Origin of the sequence: Inquilinus sp., from assembly GCF_039594555.1 — a bacterium.
GTDB lineage: Bacteria > Pseudomonadota > Alphaproteobacteria > DSM-16000 > Inquilinaceae > Inquilinus.
Map to the genome: position 1 here is coordinate 1 of NZ_JBCNNF010000078.1, position 20,637 is coordinate 20,637.

Sequence of the window (20,637 nt, forward strand, 5' to 3'; positions counted from 1 at the left end):
CGCGCCGGGCTTGAGCGTGCCGTCGGCCACCGCCCGCAGCACATACATGGCGGCATAGCCGAGATCGACCGGGTTCCACAGCACCACCGACTTGACGCAGTCCTTCGCCACATAGGGCTTCATCGCATTGGGCGTGGCCAGGCCGACGACGGCGATCTGGCCGCACTTGCCGGCCTGGGTGACCGCCTCGGCCGAGGCCGGGGTCGCCACGCTGGTCATGCCGACGATGCCCTTGAGCTCGTCGCCATGCTTGTTGATCAGCGTCGTCGCCTGGTTGAAGGACAGGATGTTGTCCTCCTGTGCCTCGACCGTCTCCAGCCACTTCAGCTTCGGATGGCACTTCTCGGCATAGGCCGCCATCTCGGCGATCCAGCGCGCCTGGTTCGGCGTGGTGAAGGTCGAGGTGACGATGGCGAAGGCACCGTCCTCGCCGATCTCCTTCGCCAGGTTGTCGATCAGCGACTTGGCGATGCCGTTGAACTGCGCCTGGTTGACGAACCACTGACGCGCGTCCGGCGTCGAATTGGCGTCGTAGCCGACGACGTTGATGCCCTTCGACAGCGCTTTCTTCAGCACCGGCGCGATGGCGACGGGGTCGTTGGCGGCGAACAGGATGCCGTCGACGCCGCTGGTGATATAGTTGTCGATGAAGGTGATCTGCTCATCGATGTTGGCCTTGGTCGGCCCGTCCGTCTTGGCGCTGACGTTGCCGAGCTCCTTGGCCGCGTCGGCGATGCCCTTCGAGGTGGCGTTGAAATAGCCGATGCCGATCAGCTTCGGCACGTCGACCACGGTCAGCTTCTTGCCTGCGCGGTCCGGCGCGCCGGTCGGGGTGCCGCCGTCATAGGGCTTCGCCGCGGCCGCGGCGGGCGTCGCGTCGCAGGCCAGCGGACTGGTCGGCAGGTCGTCGCCGCCCGTCCAGGCCGATTCCGCCCGCGCCGCGCCGGCGGCGAGCAGCACGCCGACCGCCAGGGCCAATGTCGTCCGCCTCATGTCCATCTCCTCCACTGTTGGCGGGCCGGGATTCGGCGAGGCCCGCGTTTCTTGATCAGCCGTCGCCGTCGCGGCGGAACAGGTTGCCGATGAGAATGGCGAGGATCAGCACCACGCCGATCACGACGATGGTGCCGTCGCCCTTCACCCCGGCCAGGGACAGGCCGTTCTTGATCGCCTGCATCAGCACAAGGCCCAGCACCGTGCCGATGATCGTGCCGCGCCCGCCGAAGATGCTGGTGCCGCCGAGCACGACGGCGGTGATGACGTCGAGCTCCAGCCCCGTGCCCATGTCCGACCGCGTGGTCGAGACGCGCGACACGAAGACCACGGCGGCGAGCCCGGCCATCAGCCCCGAGCCGGTGTAGATCAGGAGCTTGGTGCGGTCGACGCCGATGCCCGAGAACCGCGCGGCGGTCTCGTTGGCGCCGACGGAATAGGTCGAGCGGCCGAAGGTGGTGAGGCCGAGCACCACGCCGGCGGCCACCGTGACGACCAGCAGGATCCAGAGCTGCGAGGGCACGCCCAGCGCCTCGCCCTGGCCGAGGCCGAAGAACCAGTCCGGATAGCCGCGCACCGAACGTGCCTGGCTGATGCCCTCGGCCAGGCCGCGGTAGAGGGCGAGGGTGGCCAGGGTGGCGATCAGCGGCGGCACCCGGAAGCGGGTGATGATCAGGCCGTTGACCAGCCCCGCCACGGCGCCGACCACCAGCGCCAGGGCCATCGCGGCGGGCAGCGGCAGGCCGAGAGTCTTCCAGAACACGCCGAGCAGGATGGCGCAGAGGCCGAGGATCGACCCGACCGACAGGTCGATGCCGCCGGTGACGATGACGAAGGTCATGGCCAGCGCCACCAGCCCGACCTCCGCCATCAGCCGGCCCTGGTTCAGCAGGTTGTCGATGGTGAAGAAGCGGTCCGACTGGGTGGCCAGCAGGGCCAGCGCCAGCGCGACCAGGATGGCGAGGATCGTCTCGTGGCGGAGGAGGAAGCGCAGCGACACCGGCGCCTCCTAGAGCGCGACGCGCCGGCGCCGCACCATGTCGGCGAGCACCGTGACGAGGATGAGGAGGCCGAGCACGGCGCGCAGCCAGTAGGCCGACACGTTCAGGAAGATCAGCGCCGAGCCGATGGTGGCGAACAGGATGGCGGCGAGGGTCGAGCCGATCACCGTGCCGGTGCCGCCCAGGATCGACACCCCGCCGATCACCGACGCGGTGATGACCGTGAGCTCGAGATTGGGCGGCACGGTCGACTGGATCACCTGCAGCTGGGTCGCGAACAGCACGGCGGTGATGCCGGCGAAGACGCCGTGGATGGCGAAGACGGCGACGGTCGTTGCCTCGATCGGGATGCCGGTCGCCCGCGCCGCCTCGGCATTGCCACCGATGGCGTAGATCGATCGGCCGAAGGCCGAGTAGCGCATCCAGAAGGCGGTGAGGAGCGTCAGCACGACCATGAACCAGATCGGCAGCGGCAGGCCGAAGAGGCGCTTCTGGGCGATCAGGAAGTCGGCCGGCAGGTTGGTGATCCAGGCGCCGTCGGTGACGCTGATCAGCCCGCCCTTGAGGATCGACAGCATGCCGAGCGTGACCACGATCGACGGGATGCGGGCATAGGCGACGAGGCCGCCGACCAGGGCGTTGACAACCACGCCGGCGAGGATCGGTGCCGTCCAGGCGACCCAGACCGGATAGCCGCCGACCGCGAGCGTGCCGGACAGCGTGGCCAGCACGCCGATCAGCGAGCCGACCGACACATCGATATGGCCCGAGATGATGACCAGGGACATGCCCAGCGCGGCCACCGCGATATAGGCGTTGCTGGAGAAGATGCTGGTCAGGTTGGTGTCGCTCAGGAAGCGCGGGTTGACCGCGCCGACCACGACGAAGAGCGCGACGAGGGCGCCGAGGATGACCAGCTCCTGGCCATAGGCGCCGAGGAAGCGGCCGAGCCGGCTGCTCCGGGCCGGGGAGCGGGCGGCGGCCGTGATCGTGGTCATCAGGCCGCCTCCGCGTCGCCGGACCGGGTCATCGCCGCGCCGACCGCGTCGGGCGTCGCCTCCGCCCGGTCGAAGGCGGCGGCGATGCGCCCGCCGCTCATGACCAGGACGCGGTCGCTCATGCCCAGCACCTCGGGAAGCTCGCTCGAGATCAGCAGGATGGCGAGGCCCTGGGCGGCGAGGCCGCTGATCAGGGCATGCACCTCAGCCTTGGCGCCGACATCGATGCCGCGCGTCGGCTCGTCGAGGATCAGGATGCGGGGCTGGGTGGCGAGCCATTTCGCCAGCACCACCTTCTGCTGGTTGCCGCCGGACAGTTGGCGCACCGCCTGCTCCGGCCCCCGGGTGCGGATGCCGAAGCGCTTGATGGCGTCGCGGGCGAGGGCGCCTTCGCGCCGCAGGTCGACGATGGAGGCTTTGGCGATCCGGCCGAGCACGGCCAGCGACACGTTCTCGCGCACGGTCTGCGGCCGGATCAGGCCCTGCTGGCCGCGATCCTCCGGCACATAGGCGATGCCCAGGTCGCGGGCCTGGCCCGGCCCGCCGATCGTGACCGGCTTGCCGTCCAGCAGGATCTCCCCCGATGTGGCCGGGGTAATGCCGAAGACGGTCAGCGCCAGCTCGGTGCGGCCGGAGCCGACCAGACCGGCGATGCCCAGGATCTCCCCGGCATGCAGCGACAGCGAGATGTCGTTCACCGTCGTGTTGTAGGAGACGTTGCGCAGTTCGAGCACGGTCCGCCCGATCGCCGCCTCGCCCTTGGGGAACAGCTGGTCGATCGAGCGGCCGACCATCATCGACACCAGCGCCTTCTCGTCGACCTCGGCGATCGGGCGGGTGCCGATCAGCGCCCCATCCCGCAGCACGGTGACGCGGTCGGCCAGGGCGAAGATCTCCGCCATGCGGTGGCTGACATAGACGATGCCGACGCCCTGGCCGCGCAGCCGGCGCACCACATCCATCAGCCGCTTGACGTCGGCATCCGCCAGCGCCGCCGTCGGCTCGTCCATGATGACGATGCGGGCGTTCCGGGACAGGGCCTTGGCGATCTCGACACGCTGGCGGTTGGCGACCGAGAGGCTGCCGACGCGGGCGTCGACGTCGAGGTCGTGGCTGTCGAGCGAATCGAGCAGCTCGCGCGCCCGGATGCGCATCGCCTCCCAGTCCAGCCCGCCCCAGGGGCGGCGCGGCGCATGGCCGAGGAAGATGTTCTCGGCGACCGTGAGCTCGGGGAACAGCAACAACTCCTGGTACACCGTGGCAATGCCGGCGTGCTGCGCCTCGCGCGGCGAGGAGAAGCTGGCCGGCTTGCCGTCGACCCGCAGCTCCCCGGCATCGGCCCGGTGCACGCCGGCGAGGATCTTGATCAGCGTCGACTTGCCGGCGCCGTTCTCGCCCAGCAGGGCGTGCACCTCCCCGGGCCGCACATCGAAGCCGATGTCCCTGAGTACGCTCAACCCGGCGAAGGATTTGGAGATGCCCGCGAGTTCGACGACCGGGGGCGTGGCGCTCTCATCCATGGTCATGGGCGCCGGCAGCCGCCCAGGCGCAGGGCGGCGGCGCCTGCATGAATCGATGACGAGGCTGCTGTTATCCTCATCGCCATGGATGGCGCTCCCGTCCCTGTCGACTGGTCCCGAGGACCCTTGTGCTGGAGGTCGGCGCGCCCCTGCGCCGCTCCCTCCCTTTTGTCTGATGATCAGATCATGAATGCGGCTTTATTGTCACCACCCGCCGAGGCCGGGGGTGCAACAACGGTCGCCGGACCTGGTTAGCCCGCGACCGGCAGGGTCGGAGCCGCAGCCTCGGACAGGCTTCTCGGGCCGCAGGAGGCGCGCTCGATGATCCGGCTGGTGATCTGCACGCGCACGGGGATATCGGACGGGATTCGGCCGTTGAGCCGGTCGTCGAGCAGGCGCACGCAGGCGGCCCCCATCTGCTGGCCGAAGACCTTGACGGTCGTCAGCTGCGGCGAGATCTGGGTCGCGGCGGAATAGTCCCCGAAGCCGACCACCGAAGCGTTCTCCGGAATCCGGTAGCCGAGCCGCAGCAATTCGGAGACCACGGTCAGCGCCAGCCCGTCATGGGCGCAGAAGAAGGCGGTGGGATGGAACCCGTCGGCCTGCGCGGCGCGGAGATGCTCGGTAAAGCGCGAATCCGCCTGGAACCTCATCTCGCGGAACTCCACATCGGCCTGCTTCTCCAGCACTTCCCGCACGCCGTAGAAGCGCTCGACGCGGCCGCGGTAGCCCGGCGTGCCGTGCACATAGACGATGCGGCGGTGGCCGAGGGCCAGGAGGTAGTTGGCGACGGCGGCCCCGGCCTCATGGTCGGTGCCGCCGACATGGTCGGCCTGCTCGAGCGGCTCCAGCCAGCCCTGCCGCACGATCGGCTTGCCCAGCGCCCGGACGCGGGCGAAGGTCCCGCGGTCATGCGGCCCGACCAGAACCGCGCCGCTGCAGGCGCGCACGATGGCCTGGATCTCGTCGGGCTCATGGGTCCAGCGCATGTTGAGGCGGTAGCCCAGCCTCTCGGCCTCGGACTGGGCGCCGTTCTGGATCAGCAGGTGAAGCTCGCTGTTGATCAGATCGGTGTCGTGGAAGATCACCCCCAGGGTCAGCAGCTCCGGCTCCAGGCTCGGGCGCGTGTAGCCCAGCTCGGCCGCCACCTCCTGGACGCGGCGGCGCGTCTCGTCGGAGACGCCGTCCTTGCCGGAGAGGGAGCGCGAGACCGCGAATTTCGACAGGCCCGTGCGTTGCGCGATGGTCGCCAGCGTGACCTTGGCCATTGCTGATCCTCTTTCCAGGCCCGATCCCTTCTAGCATCGGCCCATAACGGTTCAAAAAAGTTTTGTCCAAACCCGGGTCGACGGTGCGGCCTTATCGAAGTTTGTTATTTTCTTCGGACCATTCCGCTGCTTTCAATGATGAAATTTCTCGATCATAACGCTTTACCTAACAAAATCGTCTATGCAAGCCTCTCATCACAACGGCCGATCATAACAGGCCGGACATTTGGGGGAGGAGACCCATGGTGAAGCTGAGCCGCAGGGCTTTCATCGCCGCCACATCCGCCACCGCCGCATCGCTCGCGCTGCCTGGGCTGGGCCGTGCCGCCGAAATCAAGGAATCGACGTTCCTGAAGGACCAGGTGGCGGCCGGCACGCTGCCGCCCGTCGCGCAGCGGCTGCCGGCGAACCCGCTGGTGATCACGCCGCTGGAGCGCGCCGGCCAGCAGGGCGGCGACTGGAAGCACGCGCTGGTCGGCGGCGGGTCGCTGTCGATGGTGGTGCGCTATCAGGGCTACGAGCCGCTGGTCCGCTTCAGCCCCGACTGGTCGGGCCTGGTCGAGAACACGGCGGAGTCCTGGAGCGTCAATGCCGACGCCACGGAATACACCTTCCGCCTGCGCAAGGGCCACAGATGGTCCGACGGGCATCCGTTCACCACCGAGGACGTGCAGTTCTGGTACGACGCCTTCTTCACCGACAAGGACACCAACACCGGCGGCAACGGCTGGTGGTATGCCGACGGCAAGCCGGCGCGCATCGAGGTGATCGACGAGACGACGTTCAAGGTCGTCTTCCCGTCGCCCAACGGCTTCTTCGTGCAGAACCTCGCCTGGGCGCAGCAGGACCAGCTGACGCGCACGCCGAAGCACTACCTGCAGCAGTTCCACGCCCGCTACAACCCGGATGCCGACAAGCTGGCCAAGGAGAAGGGGCTGCAAAGCTGGATCGCGCTGTTCCAGCGCGAGATCGGCCTCTCAGACGACAACACCTTCTTCCAGAACCCCAGCCGGCCGACGCTCAACGCCTGGATGTTCACGGTGGCGCCGGGGCAGAACACCGAGCAGGCACTGGCGGTCCGCAACCCCTACTACTTCAAGGTCGATCCGGAAGGCGCCCAGCTGCCCTATTTCGACCGCATCGTCTACCAGATGGTGGCCGATCCCGAAGTCCTGCTGCTGAAGGTGCTGCAGGGCGAGATCGACATGATGGACCAGTACATCGCCACGCCGGCGAACAAGCCGGTGCTGTTCGACGGCCAGCAGAAGGGCGGCTACGGCTTCTACACGCTGAAGGAGACCGCGGCCAATGTGATGGTCTTCCAGCTGAACCTGAACCACACCGACCCGGTGAAGAACAAGCTGTTCAACACCAAGGAATTCCGCCAGGCGCTCTCGCTCGCCGTCGACCGGCAGGCGCTGATCGACGCCGTGTTCGTCGGGCAGGGCCAGCCGGCGCAGGCGTCGATCCGGCCGGACGATCCGCTGTATGTCGAGCGGCTGGCCAAGGATTTCACGCAATACGATCCCGACACCGCCAATGCGATGCTGGACAAGCTGATCCCGAACCGGGACGGCGACAACTACCGTACCGACGAGAGCGGCCGGCGGGTGACGATCATCTTCGAGCTTGACCAGACCCGCACCACCTTCCTCGATATGTTCCAGCTTGTGGTTCCGATGTTCCACGCCGTGGGCATCGACGCCCAGGTGCGCAGCATGGACCGCTCGCTGTGGGAGACGCGGGTGCGCCGCGGCCGCGACTTCGACGCGACGGCGCATCAGTTCGGGGCGAACAGCGGCATCGCCGCGATGCTCGATGCCCGCTACTTCGTGCCGTTCTCGACCAACTCGCTCTATGCCCCCGCCTGGTCGCTCTACTATCTCGACCCGAAGAACCCGGACGCGGTCGAGCCGCCGCCGGAGGTTAAGGCGCAGCAGGATCTCTACACCAAGCTGCTCGCCACCGGCGACCCGGAGCAGCAGAAGGCGCTGATGAAGCAGATCCTCGAGAAGGCCGCAGATCTGTTCATGACCTTCGGCGTCAGCCTACCGCCGGACAGCTACGGCATCGTCAAGAGCAACATGGTCAACGTGCCGAAGACCATGCCGAACTCCTTCGGCTGGCCGACCCCCGGCCCGGCGCGGCCCGAGCAGTTCTTCAAGGTCTGAGCGGCACCCTTCGTTGCATCGATGCCGGCCCGATGGACCGGACCCTTCGACCGAGACACAGGAAGCGAGACATGCCGGACACCGTTGCGCCATCGGCCGGGGGCCTGAGGACAGCCGACTGGTACAGATCGGCGACGCGCTGGGCGCAGCTGACCCTCGCCGAGGACGACCCGATCCGCTTCGATCCCGAGTTCTGGATCGATCTGTTTCGGCGCAGCCAGTCGAACGCGACCTGCCTCAGTGCCGGGGGCTACATCGCCTATTACCCGTCCAAGGTGCCGTTCCACTATGTGAGCAAGCATCTGGGCGACACCGATCCCTTCGGCACGCTGGTGGAGGGCGCCCGGCGCCTCGGCATGCATGTCATGGCGCGGGTCGACCCGCATGCCATCCACCAGGACGCGGCCGACGCCCATCCGGAATGGATCGCGGTCGACCGGGACGGCAACCGGCGCCGCCACTGGGCCTATCCCAGCGTCTGGGTCACCTGCGCCTACAGCGCCTACAATTTCGAGTTCATGCCGCAGGTGGTGCGCGAGATCACGCGCGGCTACGACATCGACGCGATCTTCGCCAATCGCTGGCAGGGGCACGGCGTCTGCTACTGCGAGAGCTGCCGGAAGAGCTTCCGCGACGCGTCGGGCCACGACCTGCCGCTCGACGCCGATCCCGAGGACCCGGCCTGGCTGGCCTGGACCGCCTGGCGGCGCACGGTGCTGAGCCGCCTCGTGGTCGAGTGGGACGAGGCGATGAAGGCGATCAAGCCGAACACCAGCTTCATCCCGAACATGGGCAGCGTGTCGCTGATGGAGTTCGATCTGAAGCTGATCGAACGGCACTGCCCGTTCCTGGTCGTGGACGACCAGGGCCGGCGCGGCACCGAGCCGGTCTGGCTGTCGGGTCGCAACGGCAAGCGCATGCGGGCGACCTTCCGCGACCGGCCGGTGGTGCTGATCACCTCGATCGGGCCGGAGGAGAAGTACCGCTGGAAGGACGCGGTGACCACGGGCCCGGAGATCCGGTCCTGGATGCTCGACGGCGTGGTCCAGGGCATGCTGCCCTGGTTCACCAAGTTCAACGGCGTGGTGCCGGATCAGCGCTGGGTCGCGCCGGTCGTCGACGGCTTCGGCCTGCACGCGGCGCTGGAGCCGGCCTTCGCGGCGACACGGCCGGCGGCGGAGATCGCCATCCTCGACCCCGCCACCACCCTGCGCCATCACGGGCCGGAGACGCGCCGGGAGGCGGAGGCCGACGATCTCGGCATCTACCAGGCGCTGGTCGAGGAAAAGCTGGCCTTCGAGATGCTGTCCGACCAGGCGATGACGCCGGAGCGGCTGGACCGGTTCAAGGTCGTGATCCTGGCCAACGCGACCTGCCTGTCCGACGCGCAATGCGCCGCGCTGGAGGCCTATGTCGCCCGCGGCGGCAGCGTGGTCGCGGCCCATGAGACCTCGATGCGCGACGAAAACAACCGTCCGCGCGGGACCCTGGCGCTGGCCGGCCTGCTGGGCGTGACGGTGACCAGGCCACCCCGGGCGGGTGTCCAGAACAGCTATGTGGCGCTGAACGGCCGCCATCCGATCGCGGAAGGCTATGACGGGGCGGCGCGCATCATCGGCGGCACCCGCCTGATCGGCGTCGAGGCCGCGGCCGATGCCGAGGTACCGTTCCTGTATGTCCCGGATTTCCCGGACCTGCCGATGGAGGAGGTCTATCCGCGCGAGGCGCCGCGGGGCGCCGCGGTGGTGGCGCGGCAGCGTCCGGGCGGCGGACGGACGGTCTACATCCCCTGGAACATCGGCGGGATCTTCTGGGAGGTGCTGGCCGCCGATCACCAGCGGCTGATCGCCAACGCTGTGCGCTGGGCGCTGGGCAAGCGGCCGGATGTCGAGGTGGCCGGCCGGTCGGTGCTGGATGTCGCCGTGCGCGAGGGCGAGGGCGAGCTGGTGGTCGCGCTGCAGAACCTGACCAACCCGATGATGATGAAGGGGCCGACGCGGGAGACCTATCCCGTGGGGCGGCAGGAGGTCTCGGTGGCCATTCCCGCCGGCCGCTCCTTCGCCGCGGCGCGGCTGCTCGTCGCCGGGGAGGCGGCGGAGGCGAAGGTGGAGGCGGGCCGGGTGACCGTGACCGTGCCGGGAATCGACCTGGTCGAGGCGGTACACATCACCTGGGCCTGAAAAAGAAATCGGGGAGGAGGCGCGAGCGGCCATGCTGCGCTACGTCATCAAACGCCTGATCTACATGGTCCCGACCCTGCTCGGCATGTCGATCATCGCGTTCCTGATCATCCAGCTGCCGCCGGGCGACTATCTCACCTCCATGATCGCCATGATGACGGATTCCGGCCAGAACGTGGATCCGGCGCAGGTGGCGCGGCTCAGGGAGATCTACGGCTTCGACGATCCCGTCTGGCTGCAGTACTGGAAGTGGATGAGCGGCATCCTGTTCCGCGGCGACTTCGGCTATTCCTTCGAATGGAACCGCCCGGTCGCCGACCTGATCTGGGAACGGATGGGCTCGACGCTGGCGATCTCGCTCGCCTCGCTGCTCTTCGTCTGGGCCGTGTCGCTGCCGATCGGCATCTATTCGGCCATGCGCCGCCATTCGATCGGCGATTATGGCTTCACCTTCCTCGGCTTCCTCGGTCTCGCCGTGCCGAACTTCATCCTGGCGCTCACGCTGATGTATCTCTCCTACAGGTATTTCGGCCAGAGCGTCGGCGGGCTCTACTCGCCCGAATATGTCGACGCGCCATGGTCCTGGGCCAAGGTCGGCGACCTCCTCGCCCATCTGTGGATCCCGATCATCATCATCGGCACGCACGGCACCGCGGCGCTGATCCGGATCCTGCGGGCCAATCTCAGCGACGAGCTGAACAAGCCCTATGTGATCACCGCCAAGGCCAAGGGCCTGCCCGAACACCGCGCGGTGCTGCGCTATCCCGTGCGCATCGCGCTCAACCCCTTCGTCTCGGCCCTCGGCTGGGTGCTGCCGGAGCTGATCTCGGGCGCCACGATCACGGCCATCGTGCTCAACCTGCCGACGGCCGGGCCGCTGCTGCTCCGCGCCCTGATCTCGCAGGACATGTACCTGGCCGGCAGCTTCATCCTGCTGATGGGCGTGCTGACGCTGATCGGGATGCTGGTCTCCGACATCCTCCTCGCGTTGCTCGACCCCCGGATCCGGTTCACCTGATGAGCGAGCACATCTTCCTCGACGGGCCGGCGGAGACCGGCCCCGCCGTCACCCTCCTGAAGCCCGGGACCAAGTCGGGCGAGATCGCGGCGGCAGGGCAGTGGGCGCTGATCTGGCGGCGCTTCGCCCGCAACAAGGTGGCGGTCGCGTCGGGTGTCGTCATCCTGCTGTTCTATCTCATCGGCGCTTTTGCGGAGTTCCTGGCCCCGGCGCTGCCGGATGCCGCGCGGCCGCAATTCACCAACGCGCCGCCGCAGAAGATCCGCTTCTTCGCGGCCGATCCCGATGGCGGCTCGCGCTTCCTGCTGCATGTCACCGGCTATTCCATGCAGGTGGACCAGGCCTCGCTGCGCCGCAGCTATGTCACGGACGAAGGCAAGGTCGTGCCGATCGGCTTCTTCGTGAAGGGCCCGGCCTACCGGCTGTGGGGCCTGATCCCGATGGACCGGCATCTCATCGGCCCGGTGCGGCCGGGCGACACCTTGTATCTGCTCGGCACCGACAAGCTGGGCCGCGACCTGCTGAGCCGGCTGATCTACGGCACCCGCGTCTCGATGTCGATCGGGCTCATCGGCGTCTGCATCAGCCTGCTGCTCGGCGTCACGCTCGGCAGCCTCTCCGGCTTCTACGGCGGCGCGGTGGACATGGTGATCCAGCGCGTCATCGAGGTGATCAGCGCGATGCCCACCATCCCGCTCTGGCTGGGGCTGGCGGCGGCGATCCCGCTCACCTGGTCGCCGCTCCAGGTCTATTTCGTCATCACGCTCATCGTCTCGCTGTTCGGCTGGACCGGGCTGGCGCGCGAGGTGCGCGGCCGGTTCTATGCTCTGCGGGGCGAGGATTTCGTCACCGCCGCCCGGCTGGACGGGTCGGGCGAACGGCGGCTGATCTTCCGGCACATCCTGCCCTCGCTCACCAGCCACATCCTCGCGGTGGTGACGCTGGCCGTTCCCACCATGATCGTGGCGGAGACGGCGCTGTCTTTCCTCGGCATCGGGCTGAAGCCGCCCGTGGTCTCCTGGGGCGTGCTGCTGCAGGAGGCGCAGAATGTGCGCACCATCGCCGGCGCGCCATGGCTCCTGGTCTGGCCGGCCGGAGCCGTGGTGCTGGCGGTGCTGGCCTTCAACTTCCTCGGCGACGGCCTGCGCGACGCCGCCGACCCCTACGATTCATGATGGGGGCGGCGATGGGACTGATGACGGCGGACCGGCCCGCCGCGGCTGCCGACACGGCCGAGACGGTGCTTCGGGTCGAAGGGCTCAGCCTCGACTTCAACCTGCGCACCCATATCCTGCACGCGGCGCGGGAGGTCAGCTTCGAGCTGAAGCGGGGCCGGACGCTCTGCCTCGTCGGCGAAAGCGGGTCGGGCAAGAGCGTGACCGCGCGGGCGCTGCTGCGCATCATCGACCGCAACGGGCGGATCGCCGGCGGCCGCATCCTGCTGCGCGGCAACGGCAGCGAGATCGACATCGCCGGTCTCGCGGAACGCAGCCCGGAGCTGCTGAAGATCCGGGGCGGGCGGATCGGCCTCGTCTTCCAGGAGCCGATGAGCTCGCTGTCGCCGGTGCACACGATCGGCTCGCAGATCGTCGAGGCGCTGCGGCTGCACCGCCGGCTCGGCAAGAAGGCGGCGCGCGCGGCGGCCATCGACCTGCTGCGCCAGGTCGAGATCCCGCATCCCGACCGGATGGTCGACCGCTACACCTTCGAATTCTCGGGCGGCATGCGGCAGCGGGCGATGATCGCCATGGCGCTGGCCTGCGACCCCGACATCCTGATCGCCGACGAGCCGACGACCGCGCTCGACGTCACCACCCAGGCGGAGATCCTCGACCTGATCAAGCGGCTGCAGGACAGTCGCGGCATGGCGATGCTGCTGATCACCCACGACATGGGGCTGGTCGCCGAGGTCGCCGACGAGGTCGCGGTGATGCATTACGGCCGGATCGTCGAGCGCGGCAGCGCCGACGCCATCTTCCACGACCCGAGGCACCCCTATACCCGCGCGCTGCTGAACGCGACGGTGAAGCTGGAGCAGAACCGGCGCGCCCTCACCCGGCCGGCGGCGGCCGAGCCGGGCGAGGCGTCGCCGGTGCTGTCGCTGCGCAACGTGTCGAAGGTCTATGGCCGCGGCGACCATGCGATCACGGCGGTCGACGATGTCAGCCTCGACCTCTTTCCTGGGGAGAACCTCGGCATCGTCGGCGAGAGCGGCTCGGGCAAGACCACGCTCGGCCGGCTGATCCTGCGGACGGTCGAGCCCAGCGCCGGCCGCATCACCTATGTCGACGGCGCCGGGCGGCCGGTGGAGGTGACGGCGCTCGGCAAGCCGGGGCTCAGGGCGTTCCACCGCGATGTCCGGCTGGTGTTCCAGGATCCCTTCGCCTCGCTGAACCCGCGCATGACGGTCAAGCAGATCATCGGCGATCCGCTGTATGTGAGCGGGACGGCGCGCGGCGCGGCCCTGACCGGGCGGGTCGCCGAGCTGATGGAGCTGGTCGGGCTCGACCCCCTCGCCATGGAGCGCTACCCGCACGCCTTCTCGGGCGGGCAGAGGCAGCGCATCGGCATCGCCCGCGCCCTCGCGCTCGACCCCCGCATCGTCATCGCCGACGAGGCGACGGCGGCGCTCGATGTCTCGATCCGCTCCCAGATCCTCGACCTGCTGCTCGACCTGCAGCGGCGCCTGCGCCTCAGCTTCGTCTTCATCTCACACGACATTTCGGTGGTCCGCTATTTCTGCGACCGGGTCGCGGTGATGCATCGCGGCCGGCTGGTGGAGATGGGCCCGGCCGAGGAGATCTGCACCGCGCCGCGCGAGCCCTATACCCGCAGCCTGATCTCGGCCGTGCCGAACCCCGATCCCCGCCGGAAGCGGATGATGCACCGAACCCGATTCACCCCCGAGGAGGCGTTGGCCCGCAAGACGAGCTAGCGCCCGAGGGATCATCACGCCGCCGGTTGACACGGGCGGGCGCAGGCCGCGCCCGCCGAAGGACGAGCATTGCGCGAAAGGAGCGCCCCATGGCCACGGACAAGGTCCCGCAGATCCCGTTCGGAGCGGTCTATTTCCGCAAGTCCAACCCGCCGCGCGGGGATTGGGCGCAGGACTACAGGACGGCGGCGGAGGACGGGCTCAACATCTTCCGCCACTGGTTCATGTGGAGCGTCATCGAGCGCCGGCCCGGAATCTATGACTGGGACGACTACGACCGGCAGATGGACCTGGCGGCCGAGAACGGCCTGAAGACCATCATCGCCGAGCTGACCCACACGGTCCCCGACTGGGCCTATCGCCAATTCGCCCATGCCCGGCAGGTCCGGATGGACGGGCGGCCGTTGACCTCGAATATGGGCGTCAGCGCCGCCGTCGGCGGCTTCGCCAACAATGGCGGCGGGGCAGGGGCGCTGACCATGAACTGCCCCGAGGTGAAGGAGGCGGCCGGCGCCTTCCTCACGGCACTCGCCACCCGCTACAAGGGACATCCGGCGCTGCTCGGCTACGATGTCTGGAACGAGGTCAACTACGCCGCCGACGTCGATTATTCGAGCTACGCCAAAGCCGCCTTCCGCGACTGGCTGAAGCGGAAATACGGCGACCTCGAGACGCTGGCCCAGGCCTGGCACCGCTACTCCTACGCCGAATGGGAGGACATCGAACCGCCGGCCGAGATCGCCGCCTATCCGGAGGGCCTCGACTGGATCGAGTTCCGGCGGGACAATTTCTACGGCCAGATGCAGTGGCGCATCGACACCATCCGCGCGGTGGACCGGGACTGCCTGATCGCCGCGCACGGCATCGCCGGCGCCATCCCGAACATGGCGGCCAATGGCTGCGACGACTGGCTGGCAGCGTCCAAGGTCGAGATCTACGGCATGACCTGGGTGCCGGCGCGCAAGGGCAACCAGCCCTGGCGCAATTTCTACGGCGCCGACCTGACCCGCGCCGCCGCCCGCGGCAAGCCGTTCTGGCACGCGGAGCGGCAGGGCGGCCCGCTGTGGCTGCAGCCGCAGGTGCTGGGCCGCGACAAGGAGGATGGCCGCGTCGCTGAGCCGGAGGACATCCGCGTCTGGACGATGACCTCCTTCGCCGCCGGCGCGACTGGAGTCCTGAATCTTCGCTGGCGGCCGCTGCTCGACGGCCCGCTGTTCGGCGCCTTCGGCTCCTACGCGATGGACGGCTCGCGCACCCCGCGCTCGGACATGGCGAGCGCCATCGCCAAATGGGCGAACGCGCCGGAGCAGAAGGGTGTGTTCGCGGCACGGGCGGTGAAGGGCGATATCGGCCTGCTGGTCGTTCCCGAGGCCCAGGCCTGGGACCTGCTGCTCAACCACCGCCACTGCCCGGAGACCTATGCCGAGGCGATGTGGGGCGCCTATCGCGGTTTCTTCGACAACGGCATCCAGGCCGACTGGGTGCATGTCGACGACATCGACGCCCACGACACGATCTACGCCCCGTACCCGATCATGCTGACAGCCGCCCATGCCGGGAGGCTGGCCCGCTGGGTCGAGGCGGGCGGCACGCTGATCAGCGAGGCCTGCATCGGCTATTTCGGCGATCGCGGCACGGTCGGCGTCGTGCAGCCGAACCACGGGCTCGACCGCGTCTTCGGGGTGCGCGAGCACGAGGTCGAGTTCATGCCCGACATCGGCGACCGCATCCGCTTCAGCTATGACGGCCGTACCGTGACGGGCGGCGGCTTCCTGCAGAGCTACACGCTGGCGGGCGGGACCGAGCGCGGCCGGTTCGCCGACGGGCGGCTCGCGGTGGTCGAGAACACCTACGGCCGGGGCCGCACGCTGCTGGTCGGCACCCATCCGGGAGTCGGCTACTTCAAGACCTCGGGCGAGGCGAACCGGAACTATTTCGCCGCGGTCTTCACCTGGACCGGCCGGGAGCAGCATGTGCGGCTCTCGAACAATGCGCTGCAGGCCAGGCTGCATGAGGGCGAGGGTGGCAAGGTGCTCTGGGTGGTCAACCCGACGCGCGAGCCTCAGCGCTCGACCGTGACCGTCGCCGCGCGGCACGGGACGCTCCGTTTCGGCGCGACGCATTGGGCGGCCGAGGGCGCCCGGATCGGGGATGGTGAAGTGGTGCTCCCGCCACGAGACGGTCTGGTGGTCCGGCTCGCCTAGTCGCGGAAGCGGCGCGCCGCCGAACCTGGCGCGACGGCGGCGCGCCCTCAGTGAGCTCCCCCGCGTCAGCCGGCAGCGGGAGCCTCGAACACCTCCTCGAACAGGGCGAGCATCATCAGCCATGACCGCCTGTCCGCGGAGGGGCTGTAGCCGTAGCCGGGCCTGTTCAGCCGATCGGCGTCGGGGTTGGTGTAGGCATGGCCGACTTCGCCGAAGAGATGCAGCTGCCAGTCCGCCTGCTTGCTCTGCATCTCAGCCGCGAACGTGACCCTGTCCTCCGGCGGGACGTCGGGATCCTGATCCCCGATCATCATCAGGATCTTCGCCTGGATCGGCCGATCCAGGCTCCCGGCAGGCCGCATCAGACCCGGATGGAAGCCGACCGCGCATCGAATGGGCGCCCCGCCGCGCGCCAGTTCGAGGGCGGTGATCCCGCCCTGGCAGAAGCCGATCGCCGCCGTCCGGTCCCGATCCACCCCGGGCAGGGCCGTCAGCACATCGAGCGCCGCGCTCGCCCGCGCGAGCATCAACCCGGGCGCCGCCATCAGCTCGACATGGCGGCTCACCGCCTCGGACAGGGAGAAACCTTCAGCGCCATACATGTCGAGGGCGAAGGCGGCATAGCCGAGCTCGGCCAGCCGTCTCGTTCGCGCCCGGATGTGGTCATTCATCCCGAAGGCTTCATGCGCGACCAGGATCGCGGGCTTCGGCCGGCCGGGGGTGCGATCGGCGTAATAGCCCGTCAGCGTCGTCCCGTCGCATTCATAGGATATCGTGCGTATTTCCAACGTCCCGTTCCCTTGTCGAGGAGGAACTCACCTCGTCGAGCTTCCGGCACTCCTCTGGCCGGGGATGCTACATGTCCGCACGCGCGCACGCTGCCGGTTTCGCGATCACCGGGCGGCGTGACGCCGGGCCCGAGCGCCGCGACGGTGCCGGAGAGGTCCGAGCCGAGGGTCACTCCGATGGCGGCCAGCGCCTCGATCCCGCGCTCGTGCAGCGACACGCTGCGCTGGGCTGGGCTGCCGCGGGATCGAAGCGGTCGGACGCCGCCAGCCATGGTCCGAACGGCATCTCGTTGGTGACGAGGATGTCCGGTTCCGCCGCTTCAACCTGTTGCCGCAAGGCGTCCCATGCTGCGCCGGCCGGCTCCAGCCCGTCCGGCCACTCCACAAACACGCAGGTCGTCATGATCCCCTCCGGCGTTGCGGCCCTGGATCTGTGGGATGGGCTATCCCGGCGCCACCAGCGCATGCAGCTCGTCGAATTCGGCGATGATCGGCGCGCCGGCCTCGTTCGGCTTGACCGAAGGATCGCGGATCACCTGGACGACATGCACGCCCGCTTGCCGCGCCGCCGCGACCTCGCGCGGATTGTCGGTCAGGAACAGGATGCGGTCGGGGGCGGCGCCGAGGTCATCCGCGATCTTGAGATAGGACTGCGGCTCGATCTTGGCCCCGATATCGGTGTCGTAGTGCCGGCCGAAATAGGGCCGCAAATCGCCGCGGTTGGAGTTCTGGAAGAACTCGACCTGCGCCTTGACCGAGCCGGAGGAGAAGATGTGCATCGGCACGCCGCCTTTCCGCCAGCCCTCCAGCGCCGCATGGGCGTCGTCATAGATATGACCCTTGAAGGCGCCTTCCTTGTAGCCCTCTTCCCAGACCAGCCCCTGCAGCAGCTTCAGCGGCGGCACCTTCTGGTCGGCATCCTGCCAGGCGATCAGGGCGGCGACCGGGTCCTGGCCGGGCCCGGTCCGCTCCGCCGTCTCCCGCAGCGCGCGCTGCACCACCGGGTGATCCGGGTGCCGAGCGACGAAGGCCGGGATGCGCTCGCGCGCGAAGGGGTACAGCACGTCCAGCACATAGCGCTGCGAGCTGATCGTGCCCTCGATGTCGAGCAGGATCAGGTCGATCGGGTGGGTCTGGAAGGTCAGGGTCATCTCAGTCTCTCAGGCCGCACGGGTGGCGGCGACAATATCGTCTGTGGTCCGGAAACGCTCGGGCTCCGTCAGCATGCGGCGGGCCAGCAGCACGGTGCGGCGCTCGCAGGCGGCGCGGCGGTCCGGGTCGGCGATGCGCAGGAAGTCGGCGACATGGGCGTAGCTGAACACCCGGCGGATCATCTTCAGCGCGGCGAAGCCGACCATGTCGGCGAAGATCTCCGCCTCCAGCGCCTCGTAGTCGGCGTGCAGCAGGGCGGCCGAGCCCGGTTTCGGGAACAGGTCGTCATGCCAGGCGTCGCCGCCGCCCTCCGTCTCCCACAGTGTGCGGAAGCTGCGGCTGAAGCTGTCCCACAGCAGCGCCGGCTGCTGCAGCAGCCATTCGGCCATGGCGGCGCGATCGTCGGCCGGCGTGGCGTGGCCGGGCTGGGTCAGGTGGCTGATCAGCAGATTGGCGAGATAGGCGCCGAGGTCGAAGCCGATCGGGCCGTAGAGGGCGAATTCCGGGTCGATCACCTTGGTGTCGGTTTCGGTCACCATGATCGCCGCAGTGTGCAGGTCGCAATGGATCAGCGCCTGGCCCACGGTCAGGAAGCGCCAGGCCAGCCGGCCGGCGGCGCGCTTGAGCGCGACATCCTCGCGGAAGCCGTAGGCCAGGTCGTCCAGCTGCGGGCTGGTCCAGGAGCTGCGCGGGTTGTCGCGATACGCATCCTGGAAGATCAGGTCGAGGGTGATGCGCTGCAGCTCCACCCCCGCGGCGAAGCGGGCCTGCCACTCGCGCACCCGCTCCAGCGGCTGATGGAAGGGCGAGGTGCGGTAGCCGGCGCGGGCGACGAAGGCGCCGATATCGGCCGAGACGCGGGGGAAGCGCCGGCCCTCGATCAGGGCATAGCGCAGCGTCTCGTGCGGCGTCAGCAGCTCCATCGCCAGGATCTGGCGGCCGGGGTCGTAGTGGTGGAGCTTCGGCAAGGCGCCTTCGGCCAGCGGGCCGACGATGGCGAGATAGGACTGCTCGAAAAAGGCGCGATTGTCCGGCACCGGCCAGCTCTCGCCGGCATGGCGCACCCAGGGCAGCGCCTGCTTCAGGCACAGGCCGCCGGCCGGGCCGCGCACGAGGAGCACGACATTCATGAAGCCATCGCTGGCCTCACGGATGTCCCAGCCCGCCGGGTCGCCGCCGAGGATTGCGGCCAGGTCCGGATGGGCGGCCAGATAGGCGCGGGCGGCGGGGACGTCCAATGGGCGGATGGTCACTTCACGCTCCCCTCGGTCAGCCCCGCCACCAGCCAGCGCTGGGCCAGGAGGGCGATGAGATAGATCGGCGCGATCCCGGCCAGCGATGCCGCGGCCATCTGGCCGAAATTCACCAGCCGGTCGCCCTGGAACAGCGAGATGCCGACGGTCAGCGTCCGGGTCTCGTCGGCGAAGGTGAAGACCGAGGCGAACAGGAATTCGTTGTAGCCGAGGATGATCACGATGATCGCCGTCGCCGCGATGCCCGGCGCGACCAGCGGCGCGACCACCCGGACCAGGGTCAGCAGCGGCCCGGCGCCGTCGATCGCCGCCGCATCCTCGATCTCGCGCGGGATGCGCCGCAGGAACGGGATCAGCAGCCACAGCGCCACCGGCACGTTGGTCAGGCCGTAGACCAGGGCCAAGCCGACCACGCTGTTCAAGAGGCCGGCCGCCTTCAGCAGGAAGAAGAACGGGATCGCGGCGACGATCGGCGGCGCGACGAAGCTGCCGAAGGCGATCGAGATCAGCCGTTCCCCCGCCTTGTCCAGGCGCAGGCAGGCATAGGCCGCCGGCAGCGCGATCAGGATGGTGACGACGCCGCCCAGCACTGCGGTCAGCACCGAATTGACGATGAAGCGGGTCAGCGCCGTGGCGCCGAAGGCGGCCGGCCAGTTGGCCAGCGTCGGCGCCTCCGGCAGGAAGCTGCCGGACAGCACCTGATCGGGCGATTTGAAGGAGACCGAGAGCAGATAGGCCAGCGGCAGCAGGAAGGCCGCGGCCACGAGCACGGCGACCAGGTCGACCCAGGACCAGCGATGCGGCGCCTCCGGCCGCTCGGGATGGGTGGCGAGGGTCATGAGTATCGCGCCTCCAGCCGCTTGGCCGCGCGCGAGGCCGGCCAGACCACCAGGCTGACGAATCCCGTGAACACCAGCGTCGCGGCGGCGGCGCGGCCGACATCGAACTGCTCGAAGGCCAGGCGCCAGATCTGGAAGCCGGTGGTGGTGGTGTCGAAGCCCGGTCCTCCGAAAGTCAGGACATAGACCAGGTCGAACAGCTTGAGCGCCATCACCAGCCGCAGCAGGAACACGGCGGCCAGCGTCGGCACCAGCAGCGGCAGGGTGATGTGGCGGAAGCGCTGCCAGGTTGTGGCGCCGTCCAGCCGGGCCGCCTC

At 68.8% G+C, this 20,637-nt stretch carries 17 protein-coding genes; 6 read left to right on the top strand and 11 right to left on the bottom strand.

Going from position 1 to position 20,637, the window contains the following annotated elements:
- From ABDW35_RS11040 to ABDW35_RS11060, 5 genes are all read right to left on the bottom strand, one after another.
- Positions 1 to 993, bottom strand: a 993-nt coding sequence (locus tag ABDW35_RS11040; protein WP_343713919.1) for a substrate-binding domain-containing protein, incomplete at its 3' end; no start/stop codon positions are given.
- A gap of 55 nt (positions 994 to 1,048) precedes the next feature.
- On the bottom strand, positions 1,049 to 1,993 hold the full coding sequence (locus tag ABDW35_RS11045; protein WP_343713920.1) for an ABC transporter permease: 945 nt from the start codon (positions 1,991 to 1,993) through the stop codon (positions 1,049 to 1,051).
- A gap of 9 nt (positions 1,994 to 2,002) precedes the next feature.
- Positions 2,003 to 2,992 carry an ABC transporter permease gene (locus ABDW35_RS11050; protein ID WP_343713921.1) on the bottom strand — a complete coding sequence of 330 codons (990 nt, stop codon included), beginning with the start codon at positions 2,990 to 2,992 and terminating at the stop codon, positions 2,003 to 2,005.
- Positions 2,992 to 4,518: a sugar ABC transporter ATP-binding protein gene (locus tag ABDW35_RS11055; protein ID WP_343713922.1), complete on the bottom strand. Its 1,527-nt coding sequence runs from the start codon at positions 4,516 to 4,518 to the stop codon at positions 2,992 to 2,994. The genes ABDW35_RS11050 and ABDW35_RS11055 overlap by 1 nt, the downstream gene beginning before the upstream one ends.
- Before the next feature lie 245 nt (positions 4,519 to 4,763).
- On the bottom strand, positions 4,764 to 5,780 hold the full coding sequence (locus ABDW35_RS11060) for a LacI family DNA-binding transcriptional regulator (RefSeq protein ID WP_343713923.1): 1,017 nt from the start codon (positions 5,778 to 5,780) through the stop codon (positions 4,764 to 4,766).
- 242 nt (positions 5,781 to 6,022) lie between these two features.
- Here ABDW35_RS11060 and ABDW35_RS11065 point away from each other — a divergent pair, with 242 nt between their 5' ends.
- The 6 genes from ABDW35_RS11065 to ABDW35_RS11090 all read left to right on the top strand — a co-directional run bounded on the left by ABDW35_RS11065 (position 6,023) and on the right by ABDW35_RS11090 (position 16,288).
- Positions 6,023 to 7,951, top strand: a complete 1,929-nt coding sequence (locus ABDW35_RS11065) for an ABC transporter substrate-binding protein (RefSeq protein ID WP_343713924.1) — start codon at positions 6,023 to 6,025, stop codon at positions 7,949 to 7,951.
- 71 nt (positions 7,952 to 8,022) lie between these two features.
- Positions 8,023 to 10,131, top strand: a complete 2,109-nt coding sequence (locus ABDW35_RS11070) for an alpha-amylase family protein (RefSeq protein WP_343713925.1) — start codon at positions 8,023 to 8,025, stop codon at positions 10,129 to 10,131.
- A gap of 31 nt (positions 10,132 to 10,162) precedes the next feature.
- Positions 10,163 to 11,149, top strand: coding sequence for an ABC transporter permease (locus ABDW35_RS11075; protein ID WP_343713926.1), 987 nt, complete (start codon positions 10,163 to 10,165; stop codon positions 11,147 to 11,149).
- A complete protein-coding gene (locus tag ABDW35_RS11080; protein ID WP_343713927.1) occupies positions 11,149 to 12,324 on the top strand; it encodes an ABC transporter permease in 1,176 nt (391 codons plus the stop codon). The genes ABDW35_RS11075 and ABDW35_RS11080 overlap by 1 nt, the downstream gene beginning before the upstream one ends.
- Positions 12,325 to 12,344: 20 nt before the next feature.
- Positions 12,345 to 14,084 carry an ABC transporter ATP-binding protein gene (locus ABDW35_RS11085; protein ID WP_343713928.1) on the top strand — a complete coding sequence of 580 codons (1,740 nt, stop codon included), beginning with the start codon at positions 12,345 to 12,347 and terminating at the stop codon, positions 14,082 to 14,084.
- Between the two features lie 89 nt (positions 14,085 to 14,173).
- A complete protein-coding gene (locus tag ABDW35_RS11090) occupies positions 14,174 to 16,288 on the top strand; it encodes a beta-galactosidase (protein WP_343713929.1) in 2,115 nt (704 codons plus the stop codon).
- A gap of 65 nt (positions 16,289 to 16,353) precedes the next feature.
- On the opposite strand, the gene ABDW35_RS11095 is transcribed toward ABDW35_RS11090, so the two are convergent.
- From ABDW35_RS11095 to ABDW35_RS11120, 6 genes are all read right to left on the bottom strand, one after another.
- Positions 16,354 to 17,076, bottom strand: a complete 723-nt coding sequence (locus ABDW35_RS11095) for a dienelactone hydrolase family protein (RefSeq protein ID WP_343713930.1) — start codon at positions 17,074 to 17,076, stop codon at positions 16,354 to 16,356.
- A gap of 169 nt (positions 17,077 to 17,245) precedes the next feature.
- Positions 17,246 to 17,479: a hypothetical protein gene (locus ABDW35_RS11100; protein WP_343713931.1), complete on the bottom strand. Its 234-nt coding sequence runs from the start codon at positions 17,477 to 17,479 to the stop codon at positions 17,246 to 17,248.
- A 40-nt stretch (positions 17,480 to 17,519) separates the two neighbouring features.
- Positions 17,520 to 18,227, bottom strand: coding sequence for an acireductone synthase (mtnC, locus tag ABDW35_RS11105; RefSeq protein WP_343713932.1), 708 nt, complete (start codon positions 18,225 to 18,227; stop codon positions 17,520 to 17,522).
- A 9-nt stretch (positions 18,228 to 18,236) separates the two neighbouring features.
- Positions 18,237 to 19,481 (bottom strand): S-methyl-5-thioribose kinase, encoded by a 1,245-nt coding sequence (gene mtnK / locus ABDW35_RS11110; RefSeq protein WP_343713933.1) that lies wholly within the window; start codon positions 19,479 to 19,481, stop codon positions 18,237 to 18,239.
- Positions 19,478 to 20,320 (bottom strand): carbohydrate ABC transporter permease, encoded by an 843-nt coding sequence (locus ABDW35_RS11115; protein WP_343713934.1) that lies wholly within the window; start codon positions 20,318 to 20,320, stop codon positions 19,478 to 19,480. The genes mtnK and ABDW35_RS11115 overlap by 4 nt, the downstream gene beginning before the upstream one ends.
- On the bottom strand, positions 20,317 to 20,637 hold a 321-nt coding region (locus tag ABDW35_RS11120), incomplete at its 5' end, for a sugar ABC transporter permease (protein WP_343713935.1). The genes ABDW35_RS11115 and ABDW35_RS11120, both read right to left, overlap by 4 nt.

What these genes read in the sequence shown, in the direction of transcription:
- ABDW35_RS11050 (WP_343713921.1), bottom strand. Translation starts at nt 2,992, where the DNA reads ATGACCACGATCACGGCCGCCGCCCGCTCCCCGGCCCGGAGCAGCCGG.
- ABDW35_RS11055 (WP_343713922.1), bottom strand. Translation starts at nt 4,518, where the DNA reads ATGACCATGGATGAGAGCGCCACGCCCCCGGTCGTCGAACTCGCGGGC.
- ABDW35_RS11060 (WP_343713923.1), bottom strand. Translation starts at nt 5,780, where the DNA reads ATGGCCAAGGTCACGCTGGCGACCATCGCGCAACGCACGGGCCTGTCG.
- ABDW35_RS11065 (WP_343713924.1), top strand. Translation starts at nt 6,023, where the DNA reads ATGGTGAAGCTGAGCCGCAGGGCTTTCATCGCCGCCACATCCGCCACC.
- ABDW35_RS11070 (WP_343713925.1), top strand. Translation starts at nt 8,023, where the DNA reads ATGCCGGACACCGTTGCGCCATCGGCCGGGGGCCTGAGGACAGCCGAC.
- ABDW35_RS11075 (WP_343713926.1), top strand. Translation starts at nt 10,163, where the DNA reads ATGCTGCGCTACGTCATCAAACGCCTGATCTACATGGTCCCGACCCTG.
- ABDW35_RS11080 (WP_343713927.1), top strand. Translation starts at nt 11,149, where the DNA reads ATGAGCGAGCACATCTTCCTCGACGGGCCGGCGGAGACCGGCCCCGCC.
- ABDW35_RS11085 (WP_343713928.1), top strand. Translation starts at nt 12,345, where the DNA reads ATGACGGCGGACCGGCCCGCCGCGGCTGCCGACACGGCCGAGACGGTG.
- ABDW35_RS11090 (WP_343713929.1), top strand. Translation starts at nt 14,174, where the DNA reads ATGGCCACGGACAAGGTCCCGCAGATCCCGTTCGGAGCGGTCTATTTC.
- ABDW35_RS11100 (WP_343713931.1), bottom strand. Translation starts at nt 17,479, where the DNA reads ATGACGACCTGCGTGTTTGTGGAGTGGCCGGACGGGCTGGAGCCGGCC.
- mtnC (WP_343713932.1), bottom strand. Translation starts at nt 18,227, where the DNA reads ATGACCCTGACCTTCCAGACCCACCCGATCGACCTGATCCTGCTCGAC.
- ABDW35_RS11115 (WP_343713934.1), bottom strand. Translation starts at nt 20,320, where the DNA reads ATGACCCTCGCCACCCATCCCGAGCGGCCGGAGGCGCCGCATCGCTGG.